Annotated in this window: 14 protein-coding genes; 11 read left to right on the top strand and 3 right to left on the bottom strand. The window is 71.9% G+C overall.

Annotation, left to right across the window (positions count from 1 at the left end):
• Position 1: 1 nt before the first annotated feature.
• A complete protein-coding gene (locus ABT137_RS47440; protein ID WP_351719482.1) occupies positions 2-1474 on the bottom strand; it encodes an MFS transporter in 1473 nt (490 codons plus the stop codon).
• 208 nt (positions 1475-1682) lie between these two features.
• Between ABT137_RS47440 and ABT137_RS47435 the strand changes: the two genes are divergently transcribed.
• Complete coding sequence (locus tag ABT137_RS47435; protein WP_351719480.1) at positions 1683-2339, top strand: TetR/AcrR family transcriptional regulator; 657 nt, start codon at positions 1683-1685, stop codon at positions 2337-2339.
• Here ABT137_RS47435 and ABT137_RS47430 read toward each other — a convergent pair.
• The gene (locus tag ABT137_RS47430; RefSeq protein ID WP_351719478.1) at positions 2323-3363 is read right to left on the bottom strand and encodes a zinc-dependent alcohol dehydrogenase; all 1041 of its coding nucleotides are present in this window, start codon (positions 3361-3363) and stop codon (positions 2323-2325) included. The genes ABT137_RS47435 and ABT137_RS47430 overlap by 17 nt on opposite strands.
• Positions 3364-3649: 286 nt before the next feature.
• Here ABT137_RS47430 and ABT137_RS47425 point away from each other — a divergent pair, with 286 nt between their 5' ends.
• The 4 genes from ABT137_RS47425 (at position 3650) to ABT137_RS47410 (ending at position 7310) form a co-directional block, all read left to right on the top strand.
• Entirely contained in the window at positions 3650-4387 is a 738-nt protein-coding gene (locus ABT137_RS47425; protein ID WP_351719475.1) for a response regulator transcription factor, read from the top strand.
• A gap of 291 nt (positions 4388-4678) precedes the next feature.
• Positions 4679-5908 (top strand): cytochrome P450, encoded by a 1230-nt coding sequence (locus ABT137_RS47420; RefSeq protein ID WP_351719474.1) that lies wholly within the window; start codon positions 4679-4681, stop codon positions 5906-5908.
• Between the two features lie 47 nt (positions 5909-5955).
• Positions 5956-6153 (top strand): ferredoxin, encoded by a 198-nt coding sequence (locus ABT137_RS47415; RefSeq protein ID WP_351719471.1) that lies wholly within the window; start codon positions 5956-5958, stop codon positions 6151-6153.
• Positions 6150-7310 (top strand): NAD(P)/FAD-dependent oxidoreductase, encoded by a 1161-nt coding sequence (locus tag ABT137_RS47410; RefSeq protein WP_351719470.1) that lies wholly within the window; start codon positions 6150-6152, stop codon positions 7308-7310. The genes ABT137_RS47415 and ABT137_RS47410 overlap by 4 nt, the downstream gene beginning before the upstream one ends.
• A gap of 94 nt (positions 7311-7404) precedes the next feature.
• Here the strand turns inward: ABT137_RS47410 and ABT137_RS47405 are convergent, their stop codons facing one another.
• Positions 7405-8211 carry an EamA family transporter gene (locus ABT137_RS47405; RefSeq protein ID WP_502984706.1) on the bottom strand — a complete coding sequence of 269 codons (807 nt, stop codon included), beginning with the start codon at positions 8209-8211 and terminating at the stop codon, positions 7405-7407.
• A 143-nt stretch (positions 8212-8354) separates the two neighbouring features.
• Here ABT137_RS47405 and ABT137_RS47400 point away from each other — a divergent pair, with 143 nt between their 5' ends.
• The 6 genes from ABT137_RS47400 (at position 8355) to ABT137_RS47375 (ending at position 13522) form a co-directional block, all read left to right on the top strand.
• Positions 8355-9212 (top strand): LysR family transcriptional regulator, encoded by an 858-nt coding sequence (locus tag ABT137_RS47400; protein ID WP_351719467.1) that lies wholly within the window; start codon positions 8355-8357, stop codon positions 9210-9212.
• A gap of 104 nt (positions 9213-9316) precedes the next feature.
• On the top strand, positions 9317-9967 hold the full coding sequence (locus ABT137_RS47395; protein ID WP_351719465.1) for a GntR family transcriptional regulator: 651 nt from the start codon (positions 9317-9319) through the stop codon (positions 9965-9967).
• Between the two features lie 52 nt (positions 9968-10019).
• The gene (locus tag ABT137_RS47390; protein ID WP_351719463.1) at positions 10020-10775 is read left to right on the top strand and encodes a PIG-L deacetylase family protein; all 756 of its coding nucleotides are present in this window, start codon (positions 10020-10022) and stop codon (positions 10773-10775) included.
• Positions 10772-11476: a 4-carboxy-4-hydroxy-2-oxoadipate aldolase/oxaloacetate decarboxylase gene (locus ABT137_RS47385; protein WP_351719461.1), complete on the top strand. Its 705-nt coding sequence runs from the start codon at positions 10772-10774 to the stop codon at positions 11474-11476. Before ABT137_RS47390 ends, ABT137_RS47385 begins: the two co-directional genes overlap by 4 nt.
• Positions 11473-12591 carry a 4-oxalomesaconate tautomerase gene (locus ABT137_RS47380; RefSeq protein WP_351719459.1) on the top strand — a complete coding sequence of 373 codons (1119 nt, stop codon included), beginning with the start codon at positions 11473-11475 and terminating at the stop codon, positions 12589-12591. The genes ABT137_RS47385 and ABT137_RS47380 overlap by 4 nt, the downstream gene beginning before the upstream one ends.
• Entirely contained in the window at positions 12572-13522 is a 951-nt protein-coding gene (locus ABT137_RS47375) for a catechol 2,3-dioxygenase (protein WP_351719456.1), read from the top strand. Before ABT137_RS47380 ends, ABT137_RS47375 begins: the two co-directional genes overlap by 20 nt.
• Positions 13523-13624: the final 102 nt, after the last annotated feature.

The following is a 13624-nucleotide window of genomic DNA, read 5'->3' as shown; positions in this document are numbered from 1 at the left end:
CTCAGTGCACGGACTCGGCCGCGGGCGCTGCCGGGGCCGGAACGGACTCCGTCTCCGCCGGGCGGCGGCCAGGCAGGAAGGAGGCGAGGACGAAGGCCAGGACGGCCGCGCCCGCGCCGATCGCCATGACCACCTTGAAGCCGTTCTCCGAGGGCAGGGTGGTGCCGCCGAGGCTGATGGTCATCTGGGCCAGGATCACCCCGGCGACGGCGCTGGCCACCGACGTGCCGATGGACCGCATCAGGGTGTTGAGGCTGTTCGCGGCGGCCGTCTCCGACGCCGGGACCGCGCCCATGATGAGCGCGGGCATCGCGCCGTACGCGAAGCCGACACCGGCGCCGATGATGCAGGAGACCAGGATCAGGTGCCAGACCTCGGACATCAGGACGATGTTGAGGCCGTAGCCCGCGGCGACGATCACCGCACCGATCATGAGCGTGACCTTCGGCCCCTTGGCCTTGGTGATGGCGGCCGAGAGCGGTGCGAAGGCCATCATCACCAGACCCTGCGGTGCCATCACCAGGCCGACCGTCAGCATCGACCTGCCGAGGCCGTAGCCCGTCTGGGTGGGCAGCTGCAGCAGCTGCGGGAGCACCAGGGACATCGCGAACATCGAGAAGCCGAACGCGATCGAGGCGAGGTTGGTGAACAGCACCTGGCGGCGGACGGTGGTGCGCAGGTCGACCAGCGGCCGGGCGGTGCGCAGTTCGAAGAAGCCCCAGGCGAGCAGCACGACGACCGCGAGCGCGAACAGGCCGAGCGTGGTGCCGCTCGCCCAGCCCCAGTCGGCGCCCTTGGAGACGGCGAGCAGCAGCGAGACCAGGCCGACCGCGAGGCCCACCGCGCCGACCGCGTCGAAACGGCCGCCCGAGCGCACCTTGGACTCCGGCACCAGCAGCATGACCAGCGCGAACGCGACGACACCGAGGGCGGCGGAGGTCCAGAACAGCACATGCCAGTCGTAGTGGTCCGCGATGAACGCCGCGGCCGGCAGACCGAGCGCGCCGCCGACGCCCAGCGAGGCACTCATCAGCGCCGTCGAGCCCGCGAGGCGCTCCGGCGGCAGCTCGTCGCGCATGATGCTGATGCCGAGCGGGACCACGGCGGCGGCGAGGCCCTGCAGGGCACGGCCGACGATCATCGGGACCAGCGTGTCGCTCAGCGCGGCCACCACCGAGCCGCAGACCAGCAGCACCAGGCTGACCAGCAGCATCAGCCGCTTGCCGAACATGTCGCCGAGCCGGCCGGCCACCGGGGTGGCCACGGCGGCGGCGAGCAGGGTCGCGGTCACCGCCCAGGCCGCGTTGGACGCGGAGGCGTTGAGGTACTTCGGCAGCTCCGGGACGATCGGGATCACCAGGGTCTGCATCAACGAGACGGTGATACCGGACAGGGCCAGCACCGCCACCACCGCGTTCGGCTTCGGCTGTGCCGGTCTCGTGGACCCGGCGGGCTGGAGAGGGGCTTCGGACATGGAACAGGGCCTCCGTAGGCAGGACATGTGCGACTGAGCATTGTTTAAGTCAGGCGCTTGACTTACTTTACTGGCAGGGTGTTTCCGCACTCCGCGGCCCTGCCGCGTAGGCTTCTTCGGCTGGACCCCGCCGCTTCGGGCGGGGCCCCGGTGCGGCTCGCGGGACCGGCCGGACCGGGTGGTGGCCGGTCCCGGAGCGGTGGTGGGCATGGCGGGCAGGACGGCGCGGGCGGACCAGGTCAGCGCGACGCGGGAGGCCATCCTGGACTCGGCGGAGCGGCTCTTCGCCGAACAGGGCGTGTACGCCGTCTCCAACCGCCAGGTCAGCGAGGCCGCCGGCCAGGGCAACAACGCCGCGGTCGGCTACCACTTCGGCACCAAGGCCGACCTGGTCCGCGCCGTCGCCGCCCGGCACTTCGACCGGATCGAGGAGATCCGGGTCCGCCTGCTGACCGAGACCGGCGATTCCGACGACATCCGCGACCGGGTGGACTGCCTGGTCCGCCCGATCACCGAACACCTCGCGAGCCTGGGCAGCCCGACCTGGTACGCCCGCTTCTGCGCCCAGGTCATGACCGACCCCGCCCTCTACGACATCATGGTCGAGGAGTCCCTGACCTCGCCGTCGCTGCGCCGGGCCGTCGACGCGCTGAACCGGCGGCTGCCGGAACTGCCCGCCGAGGTCCGCGCCGAACGCGGCCTGATGGCACGGACGTTGATCCTGCACACCTGCGCCGAGCGGGAGCGCGCCCTGGCCGACGGCACCGCCACTCCGCGCGCCACCTGGAGCGACGCGGCCACCGGGCTCACCGACGCGCTCCTCGGGCTGTGGCTGGCGCCCGTCTCCGCTACGCGTCGAAGGTGACGACGACCTTCTCCGCGGCCCCCGGCGTCAGCGCCAGTTCGAAGGCGCGGTGGACGTCGGCGAACGGGACGCGGTGGCTGATCAGCTTCGCGAACCGCTCGTGGTGCTCGACCAGTTCGGGAGTGACCTCGAAGATCTCCGTCGGGTAGCCCTGCGAGGCGACCAGGGTCAGCTCGCTGCGCAGCATGCCGCCGAGGTCGATCTCGCCCTTCTTCTGCACGGCGACCATGACCAGCCTGGCGTGCCACTTGGCGTTGGCCACCACGGTGTTGAAGACGGCCGGGGCGCCGGCCGCGTCGATGAAGACGTCGGTGCCCGGGCGGGGCTGGCCCAGTGCGTTGGCGCTCTGCCCGTGCAGCTCGGTAAGCCGTGCGGTGACGTCCTCCTCGGCGGAGTTGATCACGGCGTCCGCGCCCACGGCCAGCGCCTTCTCCAGCCGGGCCGGGATGACATCGGCGACGACCACGTGCCGGACGCCCCGCAGCTTCAGCCAGATCGCCGCGCCAAGACCGATCGGCCCGGCGCCGAAGACGACCACCTTGTCGTCCGGCGTGGCCTGAGAGCGGTTGACGGCGTGCCGGGAGACGGCCATCGGCTCGTTGAGGGAGGCGACCTCGAACGGCACGGTGTCCGGGAACACCGCGACACTCCGGCCTACCTCGGCGTTCTCGATCAGCAGGTACTCGCTGAGGGCGCCGTACCGGCCGCCGCAGCCGATGATCCCGGTGGGCGCGTCCTGCGGGTTCACCACCACCCGGTCGCCCGTCTTCAGCCCCGTGACCTCGGCGCCGGCCTCGACGACCTCGCCGGCCGGCTCGTGGCCCAGGGCGATCGGGACCAGGTCGCCGCCCAGGTGGGCGCGGGCGGGCATGCCGCCCATGTGCAGGAAGGTGACGTCGGTGCCGCAGATACCGCCCGCGCGGATCCTCAGCAGCACGTCCTTCGGACCGGGCACCGGACGCTCGACGTCCACGACCTCGATCCTGCCGACGCCACCGGTCTGTACGGACTTCATCGTGGCCATGGGGTGACTCTCGCTTTCTGGTGGTGCGTGCGCTTTCCGGTGGTGGAGGTTCGCCGGGCCGTGCGGCCGAGGAGACGCCCGCGGGCCGGCCCCGGACCGGGGGGAGTGAGCCGGCGTCCGGCCCGCGGGCCGCGCCGGCTCCCGTCCCCACGGGTTCCGGCGCGCGGGCCCGCCGGGGGCAGGCCCTCGGGGCGGCCTCCGCTCAGGACGACCCCGATTACTTGAGTTAGGCAAGCACATGTGGCTTACTTGAGTCAAGCAAGCGAATTGCCGACGCCTCGAACGAATGGGTCACCCCGTGAACGGCGGCTCTCCCTCGCCCCTCTTGCTCGCCCGCGGCAGCGGACAGCGGCTGCTGGTCGCCGTCGGTGACCGGGACGCCACTGAACTCCTCACCTCCACACTGGAGTTGGCGGGCTACCGGACCGGTGCCGCGGGCAGTGGAGCCGAGGTGGCGCGGCGTCTCGTGGAGCACCGGTTCGACCTGGTCGTCATCGACGCCGAACTGCCCGGCCTCGACGACCTCGCCCAGGGGGGCCGCCTCAAACCGGCCTACCGGCCGCCGGTCCTGCTGCTGGCCGCCTGTGAGTCCCTCGCCGGACTGGTCCCCGAACTCGGCGCCGGTGAGCGGGACTACGTCACCAAGCCCGTCCGGATCGCCGAGGTTCTCGCCCGGGTCAAGGTGCTGCTCCGAGGCGTGGGCGGCGCCGGCCGCCGGGGCGGCACGCTGGACCACGCCGACCTGGTCCTGGACGACGGCACCTGCCGGGCCCGCCGGGGCGGCCGCACCCTCGACCTCACGCCCGCCGAGTACCGGCTGCTGCGCCACCTCCTGGTCAACTCCCCGAAGGTGCTGTCCAAGGAGCAGATCAGCCGGTACGTCCGGGGCGAGTTCCGGGGCGACAACGCCATCGAGCAGCTGGTCTCCCGGCTCAGGCGCAAGGTCGACCGGGGCGGCCCCTCGCTGATCCACACCCGGAGGGGTTTCGGTTACTGGCTGGGGGAGCTGTCGGGGCCCGGGTGACCGCTTCGCGAGGGAACCCATGAGCAAATTGCCCGGGTGGTCGTGTGGCCCGTCCGGCAGGGCCGCGGGGGTGGGGGAGCGGCCGACCGGCCGGGCGGTTGCGTGGTATCACCCGTGACGTCAAGGTCCGCTGTCTATAAAGGAGTTTACGATGTCTGTCCGATGCACGGGTTATGTCGACGACATCGTGGTGTGACCTGGGCCACGTCAGCTTGGTGTCAGGGAACTGACCGGAAGTGGTCAGCCCACGCTGTTTGCATGTGCTCATCCCCCCACCTTGAGGAGACAGAGATGGCCGACACCCTGACCGGCACCGAACCCGGCCCGTCCGCACCGGTCCCCGAGTTCCCGATGCCCCGGGCCACGGGATGCCCCTTCGACCCGCCCCCGGCCCTGAGCGCCGCCCAGGAGGAGGGTCCCCTCACCAAGGTCAGGCTCTGGGACGGCAAGGACTACTGGCTGCTCACCCGGTACGCCGACCAGCGTGCCGTGCTGCTCGACCCCCGCGTCAGCGCCGACCTCACCCGGCCCGGTTATCCGCTCCAGGCCCCCAGCAACGGCAAGAACAACATCAGCTTCATCCTGATGGACGACCCCGAGCACGCCCGGCTGCGCCGGATGGTCACCGCGCCGTTCGCGATCAAGCGCGTCGAGGCGCTGCGCCCGGCCGTGCAGAAGATCGTCGACGACCTGATCGACGAGATGCTCGCCGGCCCCAAACCCGTCGACCTCGTCGAGGCGTTCGCACTCCCGGTGCCCTCGCTCGTCATCTGCGCGCTCCTCGGAGTGCCCTACGACGACCACGACTTCTTCCAGGAGAACAGCAAGATCCTCATCAAGCGGGACGCGGCCATGGAAGACCGGATGGCCGCCCACGGGAAGCTGATCGGCTATCTCGACGAGCTCATGGGCGAGAAGATGACGCACCCCGGCGACGACCTGCTCTCCGGGCTGGTGGCCCGGGTGGAGTCGGGGGAGCTGACCCGCACCGACGCGGCGCAGATGGGTGTCCTGCTGCTGCTCGCCGGGCACGAGACCACCGCCAACATGATCGCCCTCGGCACCCTGGCCCTCCTCGAACACCCGGAACAGCTGGCCCTGTTGCGGGGCACCGACGACCCGAGGCCGATCGCCTCCGCGGTGGAGGAACTGCTCCGCTACCTGAGCATCGTGCACGGCGGCCGGCGCCGGGCGGTCCTGGCCGACATCGAGGTCGCCGGACAGGTGATCCGGGCCGGGGAGGGCGTGATCATGCCGAACGACATCGCCAACCGCGACCCCGAGGCCTTCCCCGACCCCGACCGCCTCGACCTCACCCGCGACGCCCGCCGTCATGTCGCGTTCGGCTTCGGCGTCCACCAGTGCCTGGGCCAGCCGCTGGCCCGGATGGAGCTCCAGGTCGTCTACGGCACCCTCTACCGCCGCGTCCCCGGGCTCCGGCTCGCCTCCGGCATCGGCGAACTGCCCTTCAAGCACGACGGATCCGTCTACGGCGTCTACGAACTCCCCGTCACCTGGTGACCGGCTCCCCTCCACGCACAGCCCCCACACCCAGCAAGGAGAACACCATGCATGTCGAACTGGACGAACCGAAGTGCGTCGCATCCGGGCAGTGCGTCCTCGCCGCCCCTGAGGTGTTCGACCAGCGGGACGAGGACGGCATCGCCTTCGTCCTGGACGCGACACCCGCCGAGGACACCCTCGACGCCGTCCGCGAGGCCGTGGCGATCTGCCCGGCCGCCGCGATCCGGCTGGTGGAGCAGTGAACCGGATCGTGGTCGTGGGCGCCTCGGCGGCCGGACTCGCGGCGGCCGAGACACTCCGCCGCGAGGGCTACGACGGCACGCTGACCCTCGTCGGCGACGAACTCCGCACCCCGTACGACCGGCCCCCGCTGTCCAAGCAGGTGCTGTCGGCCGAGTGGGAGCCGGACCGGGTGACACTGCGGGCGCCGAACGAACTCGACTCCCTGGGGCTGGACCTGCGGCTCGGGGTGGCGGCGAGCGGGCTGGACGTGGCGGACCGTACGGTGCGTCTGGCCGACGGCTCGGCGGTGCCCTACGACGGGTTGATCGTGGCCACGGGGGTGCGGCCGCGCCGGCTGCCCGGGGAGGGCGCGCATGTGCTGCGCACCCTCGACGACGCGCTCACCCTGCGGGAGCGGCTCGGGCCGGGGCGGCGGCTGGTGGTGGTCGGCGCCGGGTTCCTCGGCGCCGAGGCAGCAGCCGTCGCCTGGAAGCTGGGTGCGCGGGTGACCCTCCTGGAACCGGCGGCGGTGCCGCTCGCGCACGCGGTCGGCGAGGAGGTGGGCCGGGTGCTGTCCCGGGCCCACCTGGAGCGGGGCGTCGACCTGCGGACCGGGGTCGCGGTGCGCGAGGTGACCGAGGAAGGGGTGCTGCTCGCCGGCGGGGAGGAGATCGAGGCCGACGAGGTGCTGGTGGCGATCGGCTCGCTGCCCAACGTCGAGTGGCTGGCCGGCAGCGGGCTGACCGTGGGCGACGGGGTCGTCTGCGACGAGTACTGCGAGGCCGCGCGGGGGGTGTACGCGGCGGGCGACGTCGCCCGTTGGTACAACCCGCTGTTCGGGGTCCCGATGCGGATCGAGCACCGGACGAACGCGGCGGAGCAGGGGATGGCCGCGGCCCGCAATCTCCTCCACCCCGAGGCCCGCAAGGTGTTCGCGCCGGTGCCGTACTTCTGGTCCGACCAGTACGAGATGAAGATCCAGGCGTACGGGTATCTGCGGGGACATGAGGAAGTGCGGGTCCTGGAGGGGGAGTTGGGGGAGGGGAGGTTCGTCGCCGGGTATCGGAGGGGGGAGCGGTTGGGTGGGGTGCTTGCGGTGGGGGTGCCGCCGAAGGTGATCCGGGGGTGGCGGCAGGCGGTTGCGGTGGGAGCCGCTTGGAAGGAAGCCGTGGGCTGAAGGGCGGGGTGGGACCGGTTGGGGTGAACTGCGGGCCGGTGGGGGCTGGTCGCGCCCACGCGGCGGAGCCGCATATTGATACAGCCCCGCGCCCCTAATGGGGCGCCAGGCTGACCGCGTTTGCAGCGACCACCGCTCCTATCCCCGCCCACTCCGGTACCCCCAAGCTCTGCCCCAGCACCACCCACCCCACCACCGCCGCCAGTACCGGGTTGACGCTCATGAACAGGCCGAAGGTCTGGGCCGGGACCTTGCGCAGGGTCAGCAGGTCGGACAGGTACGGCACCGCCGAGGACAGAACGCCCGCCGCCACCGCGCAGAGCACCGCACCGGCCGTCGGCGGGTGCCGTACCGCCACCGCGATTCCGATCGGCAGGAACGTCAGCGCCGACACGCTCGCGGCTGCTGCCGGGCCCTGCGCCCCCGGTATCCGGCGGCCGACCACCCGGTTGAGCAGGATGTACGACGCCCAGCAGCCCGCGGCGACCAGGCCCAGGCCCATCCCCGCGTAGTCCGTCGACGGCTGCGGGCGCATCAGCACCACCACACCCGCCGCGGCCAGGACCGCGCACCCCGCGTCCAGCCGGCGGCGGGACGCGGCCAGGGCGATGGTGAGCGGGCCCAGGAACTCCAGGGTGACCGCCAGGCCCAGGCCGACCCGGTCGATCGCGGTGTAGAGGGTCAGGTTCATCGTGCCGAAGACCACCGCGAGCAGCAGCACCGGCCACCACTGCCGCCAGGTGAAGGCGCGCAGGCGAGGCCGTCCGACGGCCACGAGGACGAGCGCGGCCACGTACTGCCGTACCGCCACCACGCCGAGGGGGCCGAGGACCGGGAAGGCGAGGGAACCGACGGCCGCGCCGGTCTGGTTGGACAGGCCGCTGCCGAACATGGTCGCCACGCCGGAGAGCCGATGCGGGGCGGCGGGTGGGATCGCGGGGGAGGAGAGCGGGCGTTCGAGGGCTCGTCGTCGCATGGGAGGAGAGTCCGTCCGGCCGGCGGTTGCGCACAATGCATGCGTGCCGGGATCTATACGCTTGGTGCATGAACGAGGTCGAGCTGCGGCAGCTGCGCTGTCTCGTCGCCATCGTCGACGAGGGCACCTTCACCGACGCCGCGATCGCCCTGGGGGTGTCCCAGGCGGCGGTCTCCCGCACCCTGGCCGGTCTCGAACGCGCCCTGGGGGTACGGCTGTTGCGGCGGACCTCGCGCGAGGTGACGCCGACGGCGGCCGGGGTGCGGGTGGTGGAGCGGGCCCGGCGGGTGCTGGCGGACGTCGCCGACCTGGTCCAGGAGGCCGCCTCGGGGCCGTCCCGGCTGCGGATCGGGTACGCCTGGTCGGCGGTGGGGCGGCACACCGTGGCCTTCCAGCGCGGCTGGACCGCCGCGCACCCCGGGACCGAGCTGCATCTCGTCCGGGTGAACACGGCCTCCGCGGGGCTCGGCGAAGGGGCCTGTGACCTCGCCGTCCTGCGGCGGCCCTTGGAGGACCGGCGGTTCGACTCGGCCGTCGTCGGGCTGGAGCGGCGGCTGTGCGCGCTGGCCGCCGACGATCCACTGGCCCGGCGCCGGACCGTCCGCCTGGCCGACCTCACCGGCAGGATCCTCCTGGTCGACCGGCGTACCGGCACCACCACCCCGGAGCTGTGGCCGCCGGAGTCGCGGCCGGTCGTGGCGGAGACGCACGACGTCGACGACTGGCTCACCGCCATCGGAGCCGGCCGCGCGGTCGGTGTGACCGCCGAGTCGACCGCCAACCAGTACCCGCGGCCCGGCATCGCCTACCGGCCGGTCCGGGACGCCGAGCCGGTCGTCGTCCGGCTGGCCTGGTGGCGGGACGATCCGCACCCCGCCCATCAGGCCGTTCTCGAACTGCTCAGCGAGCTGTACCGCACCGGCTGAGCGCGCCGGGCACCGGATTGTCCCGGCAATACGGCAGACAAAATTGTTGACAATCTTGTTTGGCTAGATTTACGTTCGACAGGCACTCACTCAGGGAGGGCGCAATGCCGAAGGAAGCCCGTCCGAGCACCGGAGAGCAGGCCAAGCAGCATGCGTTCACGCAGCTGCGGCAGGCGATCCTGCACGGCGAGATGGCCCCGGCCCAGCGGCTGGTGGAGAACGAGCTCGCCGAGGAGTTCGGTGTGACGCGGGCCAGTATCCGTGCGGCACTGATCGATCTGGAGGCCCAGGGACTGGTCGAGCGGATCCGCAACCGCGGCTCGCGGGTGCGGGTGGTGACCGTGGAGGAAGCGGTCGCCATCACGGAGTGCCGCATGGTCCTGGAAGGACTCTGTGCGGCCAAGGCGGCCGTCGCGGCCAGCGACGAGCAGCTCGCCGACCTCGCGGACCTCGGTACGGCCATGACCAAGGCCGTCGCCGACGGCGAACCGGTCACCTACTCCGAGCTCAACCAGGAACTCCACGCCAGGATCCGGCTGATCTCCGGCCAGCAGACCGCCGTGGAACTGCTGGAGCGGCTCAACGCCCAACTGGTGCGGCACCGCTTCCAGCTGGCGCTGCGCCCGGGACGTCCGCAGCACTCCCTGAGCGAGCACCTGGCGATGATCGAGGCGATCAGGGCCAGGGACCCGCAGGCGGCCGAGGCGGCCGTCCGCGCCCACCTCACGAGCGTGATCGAAGCACTGCGCGACTGAGCACGCCCGGGGCCGGGTGGGCGCACACCTGTCCACCAAGGAGAGTTTTTCAATGACGCACGCCAACGCGCCGGCCACAACTCCACCGCGATCCGCCCTGGTCGTCACCGCGCACGCCGGGGACTTCGTGTGGCGGGCGGGTGGAGCCATCGCCCTGGCCGCGTCCCGGGGCGAGAAGGTCACCATCGCCTGCCTGACCTTCGGCGAACGCGGGGAGTCCGCCAAGGCATGGCGCGAGGGCAGGAACCTGGCGGAGATCAAGGCGATACGCCGGGAGGAGGCGGAGAAGGCCGCCGCCGCCCTCGGCGCCGAGGTCCGGTTCTTCGACGCCGGTGACTACCCGCTGGTCGCCACCGCCGAGCTGACCGACCAGCTTGTCGCCGTCTACCGGGAGACCCAGCCCGACGTCGTGCTCACCCACCCCGTCGAGGACCCCTACAACGGCGACCACCCGGCCGCCAACCGCATGGCCCTGGAGGCCCGCATCCTCGCGCAGGCCATCGGCTACCCCGGCGAGGGCGACATCATCGGCGCCCCGCCGGTCTTCTACTTCGAGCCGCACCAGCCCGAGATGAGCGGCTTCCGGCCCGAGGTCCTGCTCGACATCACCGAGGTCTGGGAGACCAAGCGCAAGGCGATGGAGTGCCTCGGCGCCCAGCAGCACCTGTGGGCCTACTACACCGACCTCGCCGTCCGCCGGGGCGTCCAGCTCAAGCGGAACGCCGGACCCAACCTGGGCCTGGCGCACAACACCATGGCCGAGGCGTTCATGCGGCCGTTCCCGCAGATCGCGAAGGAGCTGGCATGAGCGGCGTGATCGTCACCGACCCGCCGAAGGCGGAGCTGAAGGACGTCGACGCCCTCGCCGGCTTCGGTGTCGCCACCGTGAGCGAGGCCATGGGGCGAACCGGGCTGCTGGGCCCGGGGATCCGCCCGATCCAGCAGGGCGTGCGGGTCGCGGGCACGGCCGTCACCGTGCTCAGCTGGCCCGGCGACAACCTCATGATCCACGCGGCCGTCGAGCAGTGCGGCGAGGGTGACATCCTGGTCGTCACCACGACCTCGCCGTGCACGGACGGGCTGTTCGGCGAGTTGTTCGCGACCGCGCTGAAGCAGCGCGGGGTGCGCGGGGTCGTCCTCAACACCGGCATCCGCGACACCCAGGAGCTGCGCGACATGGGCTTCGCCGCCTGGTCCCGGGCGGTCTCCTCGCAGGGCACGGTGAAGGCCACCGGCGGCTCGGTCAACGTGCCGATCGCGATCGACGGCCAGGTGATCAACCCGGGCGACGTCGTCCTCGCCGACGACGACGGGGTCGTGGTCGTACCCCGCGAGCGCGTCCGCGAGACGGCCGAGAAGTCCGAGGCCCGCGAGGCCAAGGAGGCCGCGACCCGCGCCGCGTTCATCGACGGCCAGCTGGGCCTGGACCGCTACGGGCTCCGCGAGACCCTCAAGCGGCTCGGCGTCGAGTACAGGACGTACGAGGAGCACGAGGAGCAGGGCACATGACCGGGCCCGCGGAGGTGCGCTGCATGCTGATGCGTGGCGGCACCTCCAAGGGCGCGTACTTCCTGGCCGAGGACCTGCCCGCGGACCCCGCCGCCCGGGACGACCTGCTGCTGCGGGTGATGGGCAGCCCCGACCCGCGCCAGATCGACGGCCTGGGCGGAGCGCATCCCCTCACCAGCAAGGTGGCGGTCGTCTCGGTGTCGGACGACCCGGCGGCGGACGTCGACTACCTCTTCCTCCAGGTCGCAGTCGACCGACCGGAAGTGACCGACCGTCAGAACTGCGGCAACATCCTCGCCGGGGTCGGGCCGTTCGCCGTGGAGCGGGGGCTCGTGGCCGCCGGTGACGGCGAGACCTCGGTACGGATCCGGATGCTCAACACGGGGGAGCCGGCCATCGCCACCTTCCCGACCCCCGGTGGGCGCGTCGACTACACCGGGGACGCCGAGATCTCCGGGGTGCCCGGCACGGCCGCCCCGGTGGTCATCGAGTTCCCCGCCGCCGAGAGCCCGCTGCTGCCCACCGGCAACGTCCGCGACACCGTCGCGGGCACGGCGGTGACCTGCGTCGACAACGGCATGCCGACCGTGCTCATCGCGGCCGACGCCCTCGGTGTCACCGGCTACGAGACGCCCAGGGACCTGGAGGAGAACCTGGCGCTCGCCGACCGCCTCCACGAGATCCGGCTGGCGGCGGGGAAGCTGATGGGCCTCGGCGACGTCGAGACCGCCACCGTGCCCAAGCTCAGCCTCCTTGCACCGCCCCGCGACGGCGGCGCGGTCACCACCCGGACCTTCATCCCCGTCCGCTGCCACACCTCGATCGGCGTCCTCGGCGCCGCCAGCGTGGCCGCGGGGCTCAGGCTGTCCGGCAGCGTGGCGGAGGGGATCGTCCGGCTCCCGGACCACGGCGACCGTGTCCGCATCGAACACCCCACCGGATTCCTGGAGATCGACACCAGCGTCGACCCGGGCTCCGACGGCTCCCCGCCGGCCGCCCGCCGCACCGCGGTCGTCCGCACCGCCCGCAAGATCTTCGACGGCACCGTCTTCCCGCGCGCCGCCGCCCTTCCCGCACGACCTCAAGGAGGCAACGATGGCTCCGCCCCTCGGTGACATCGCCCATATCGGCCACGCCCAGCTGTTCACCCCGGACCTGGACGCCAGCGTCGCCTTCTTCACCGACTACCTCGGACTGACCGTCAACGGCCAGGACGGCGACACCGTCTACCTGCGCACGTACGACGACTACGAGCACCACAGCCTGGTCCTCACCGCCCGCGACCGGCCGGGCCTCGGCCGGCTCGCCCTGCGCACCTCCAGCGAGGAGGCCCTGCACCGCCGTATCAAGGCGGTCGAGGACGCGGGCGGCACCGGCCACTGGGTCGAGGACGAGCCCGGCCTCGGCAAGCTCTACGTCACCACCGATCCGGACGGCCACGAGCACGCGCTCTACTGGGAGAGCGAGCACTACCGGGCGCCGGACGAGCTGAAGCCCGCGCTGAAGAACCAGCCGCAGGCCAAGCCCAATCGCGGCGTCGGCGTGCGCCGCCTGGACCACGTCAACTTCCTGGCCGCCGACGTGCTCGCCAACGCCGAGTTCCAGGAACAGGTGCTGGGCGCCAGGTCCACCGAGCAGGTCCGTCTCGACAACGGGACGATCGCGGCCCGCTGGCTGACCTTCACCCACAAGTCGTACGACGTCGTCTACACCTCCGACTGGACCGGCTCCACCGGGCGGCTGCACCACATCGCCTTCGCGACCGACACCCGCGAGGACATCCTGCGCGCCGCCGACCTCGCCATCGACACCGGCGTGTTCATAGAGACCGGCCCGCACAAGCACGCCATCCAGCAGACGTTCTTCCTGTACGTCTACGAACCCGGCGGCAACCGCATCGAGCTGTGCAACCCGCTCACCCGGCTGGTGCTGGCCCCCGACTGGCCGCTGGTCACCTGGACGGAGGCCGAACGCGCCAAGGGCCAGGCCTGGGGTCTGAAGACGATCGAGTCCTTCCACACCCACGGGACACCACCGGTGGGCTGATCCGGTCACGGCAGACATCCGGGGGGTGGGCGACGCGGCATGGCGCGTCGCCCACCCCCTTTGCCACCTGGGGTGTCCGGATTGTTGCTGTGATTGTTGACA

This window comes from Streptomyces sp. NPDC001980, assembly GCF_040296885.1.
Lineage (GTDB): Bacteria > Actinomycetota > Actinomycetes > Streptomycetales > Streptomycetaceae > Streptomyces.
The sequence above is the reverse complement of the archived record's forward strand: the minus strand, read 5'-3'. Positions and strand labels throughout refer to the sequence as shown.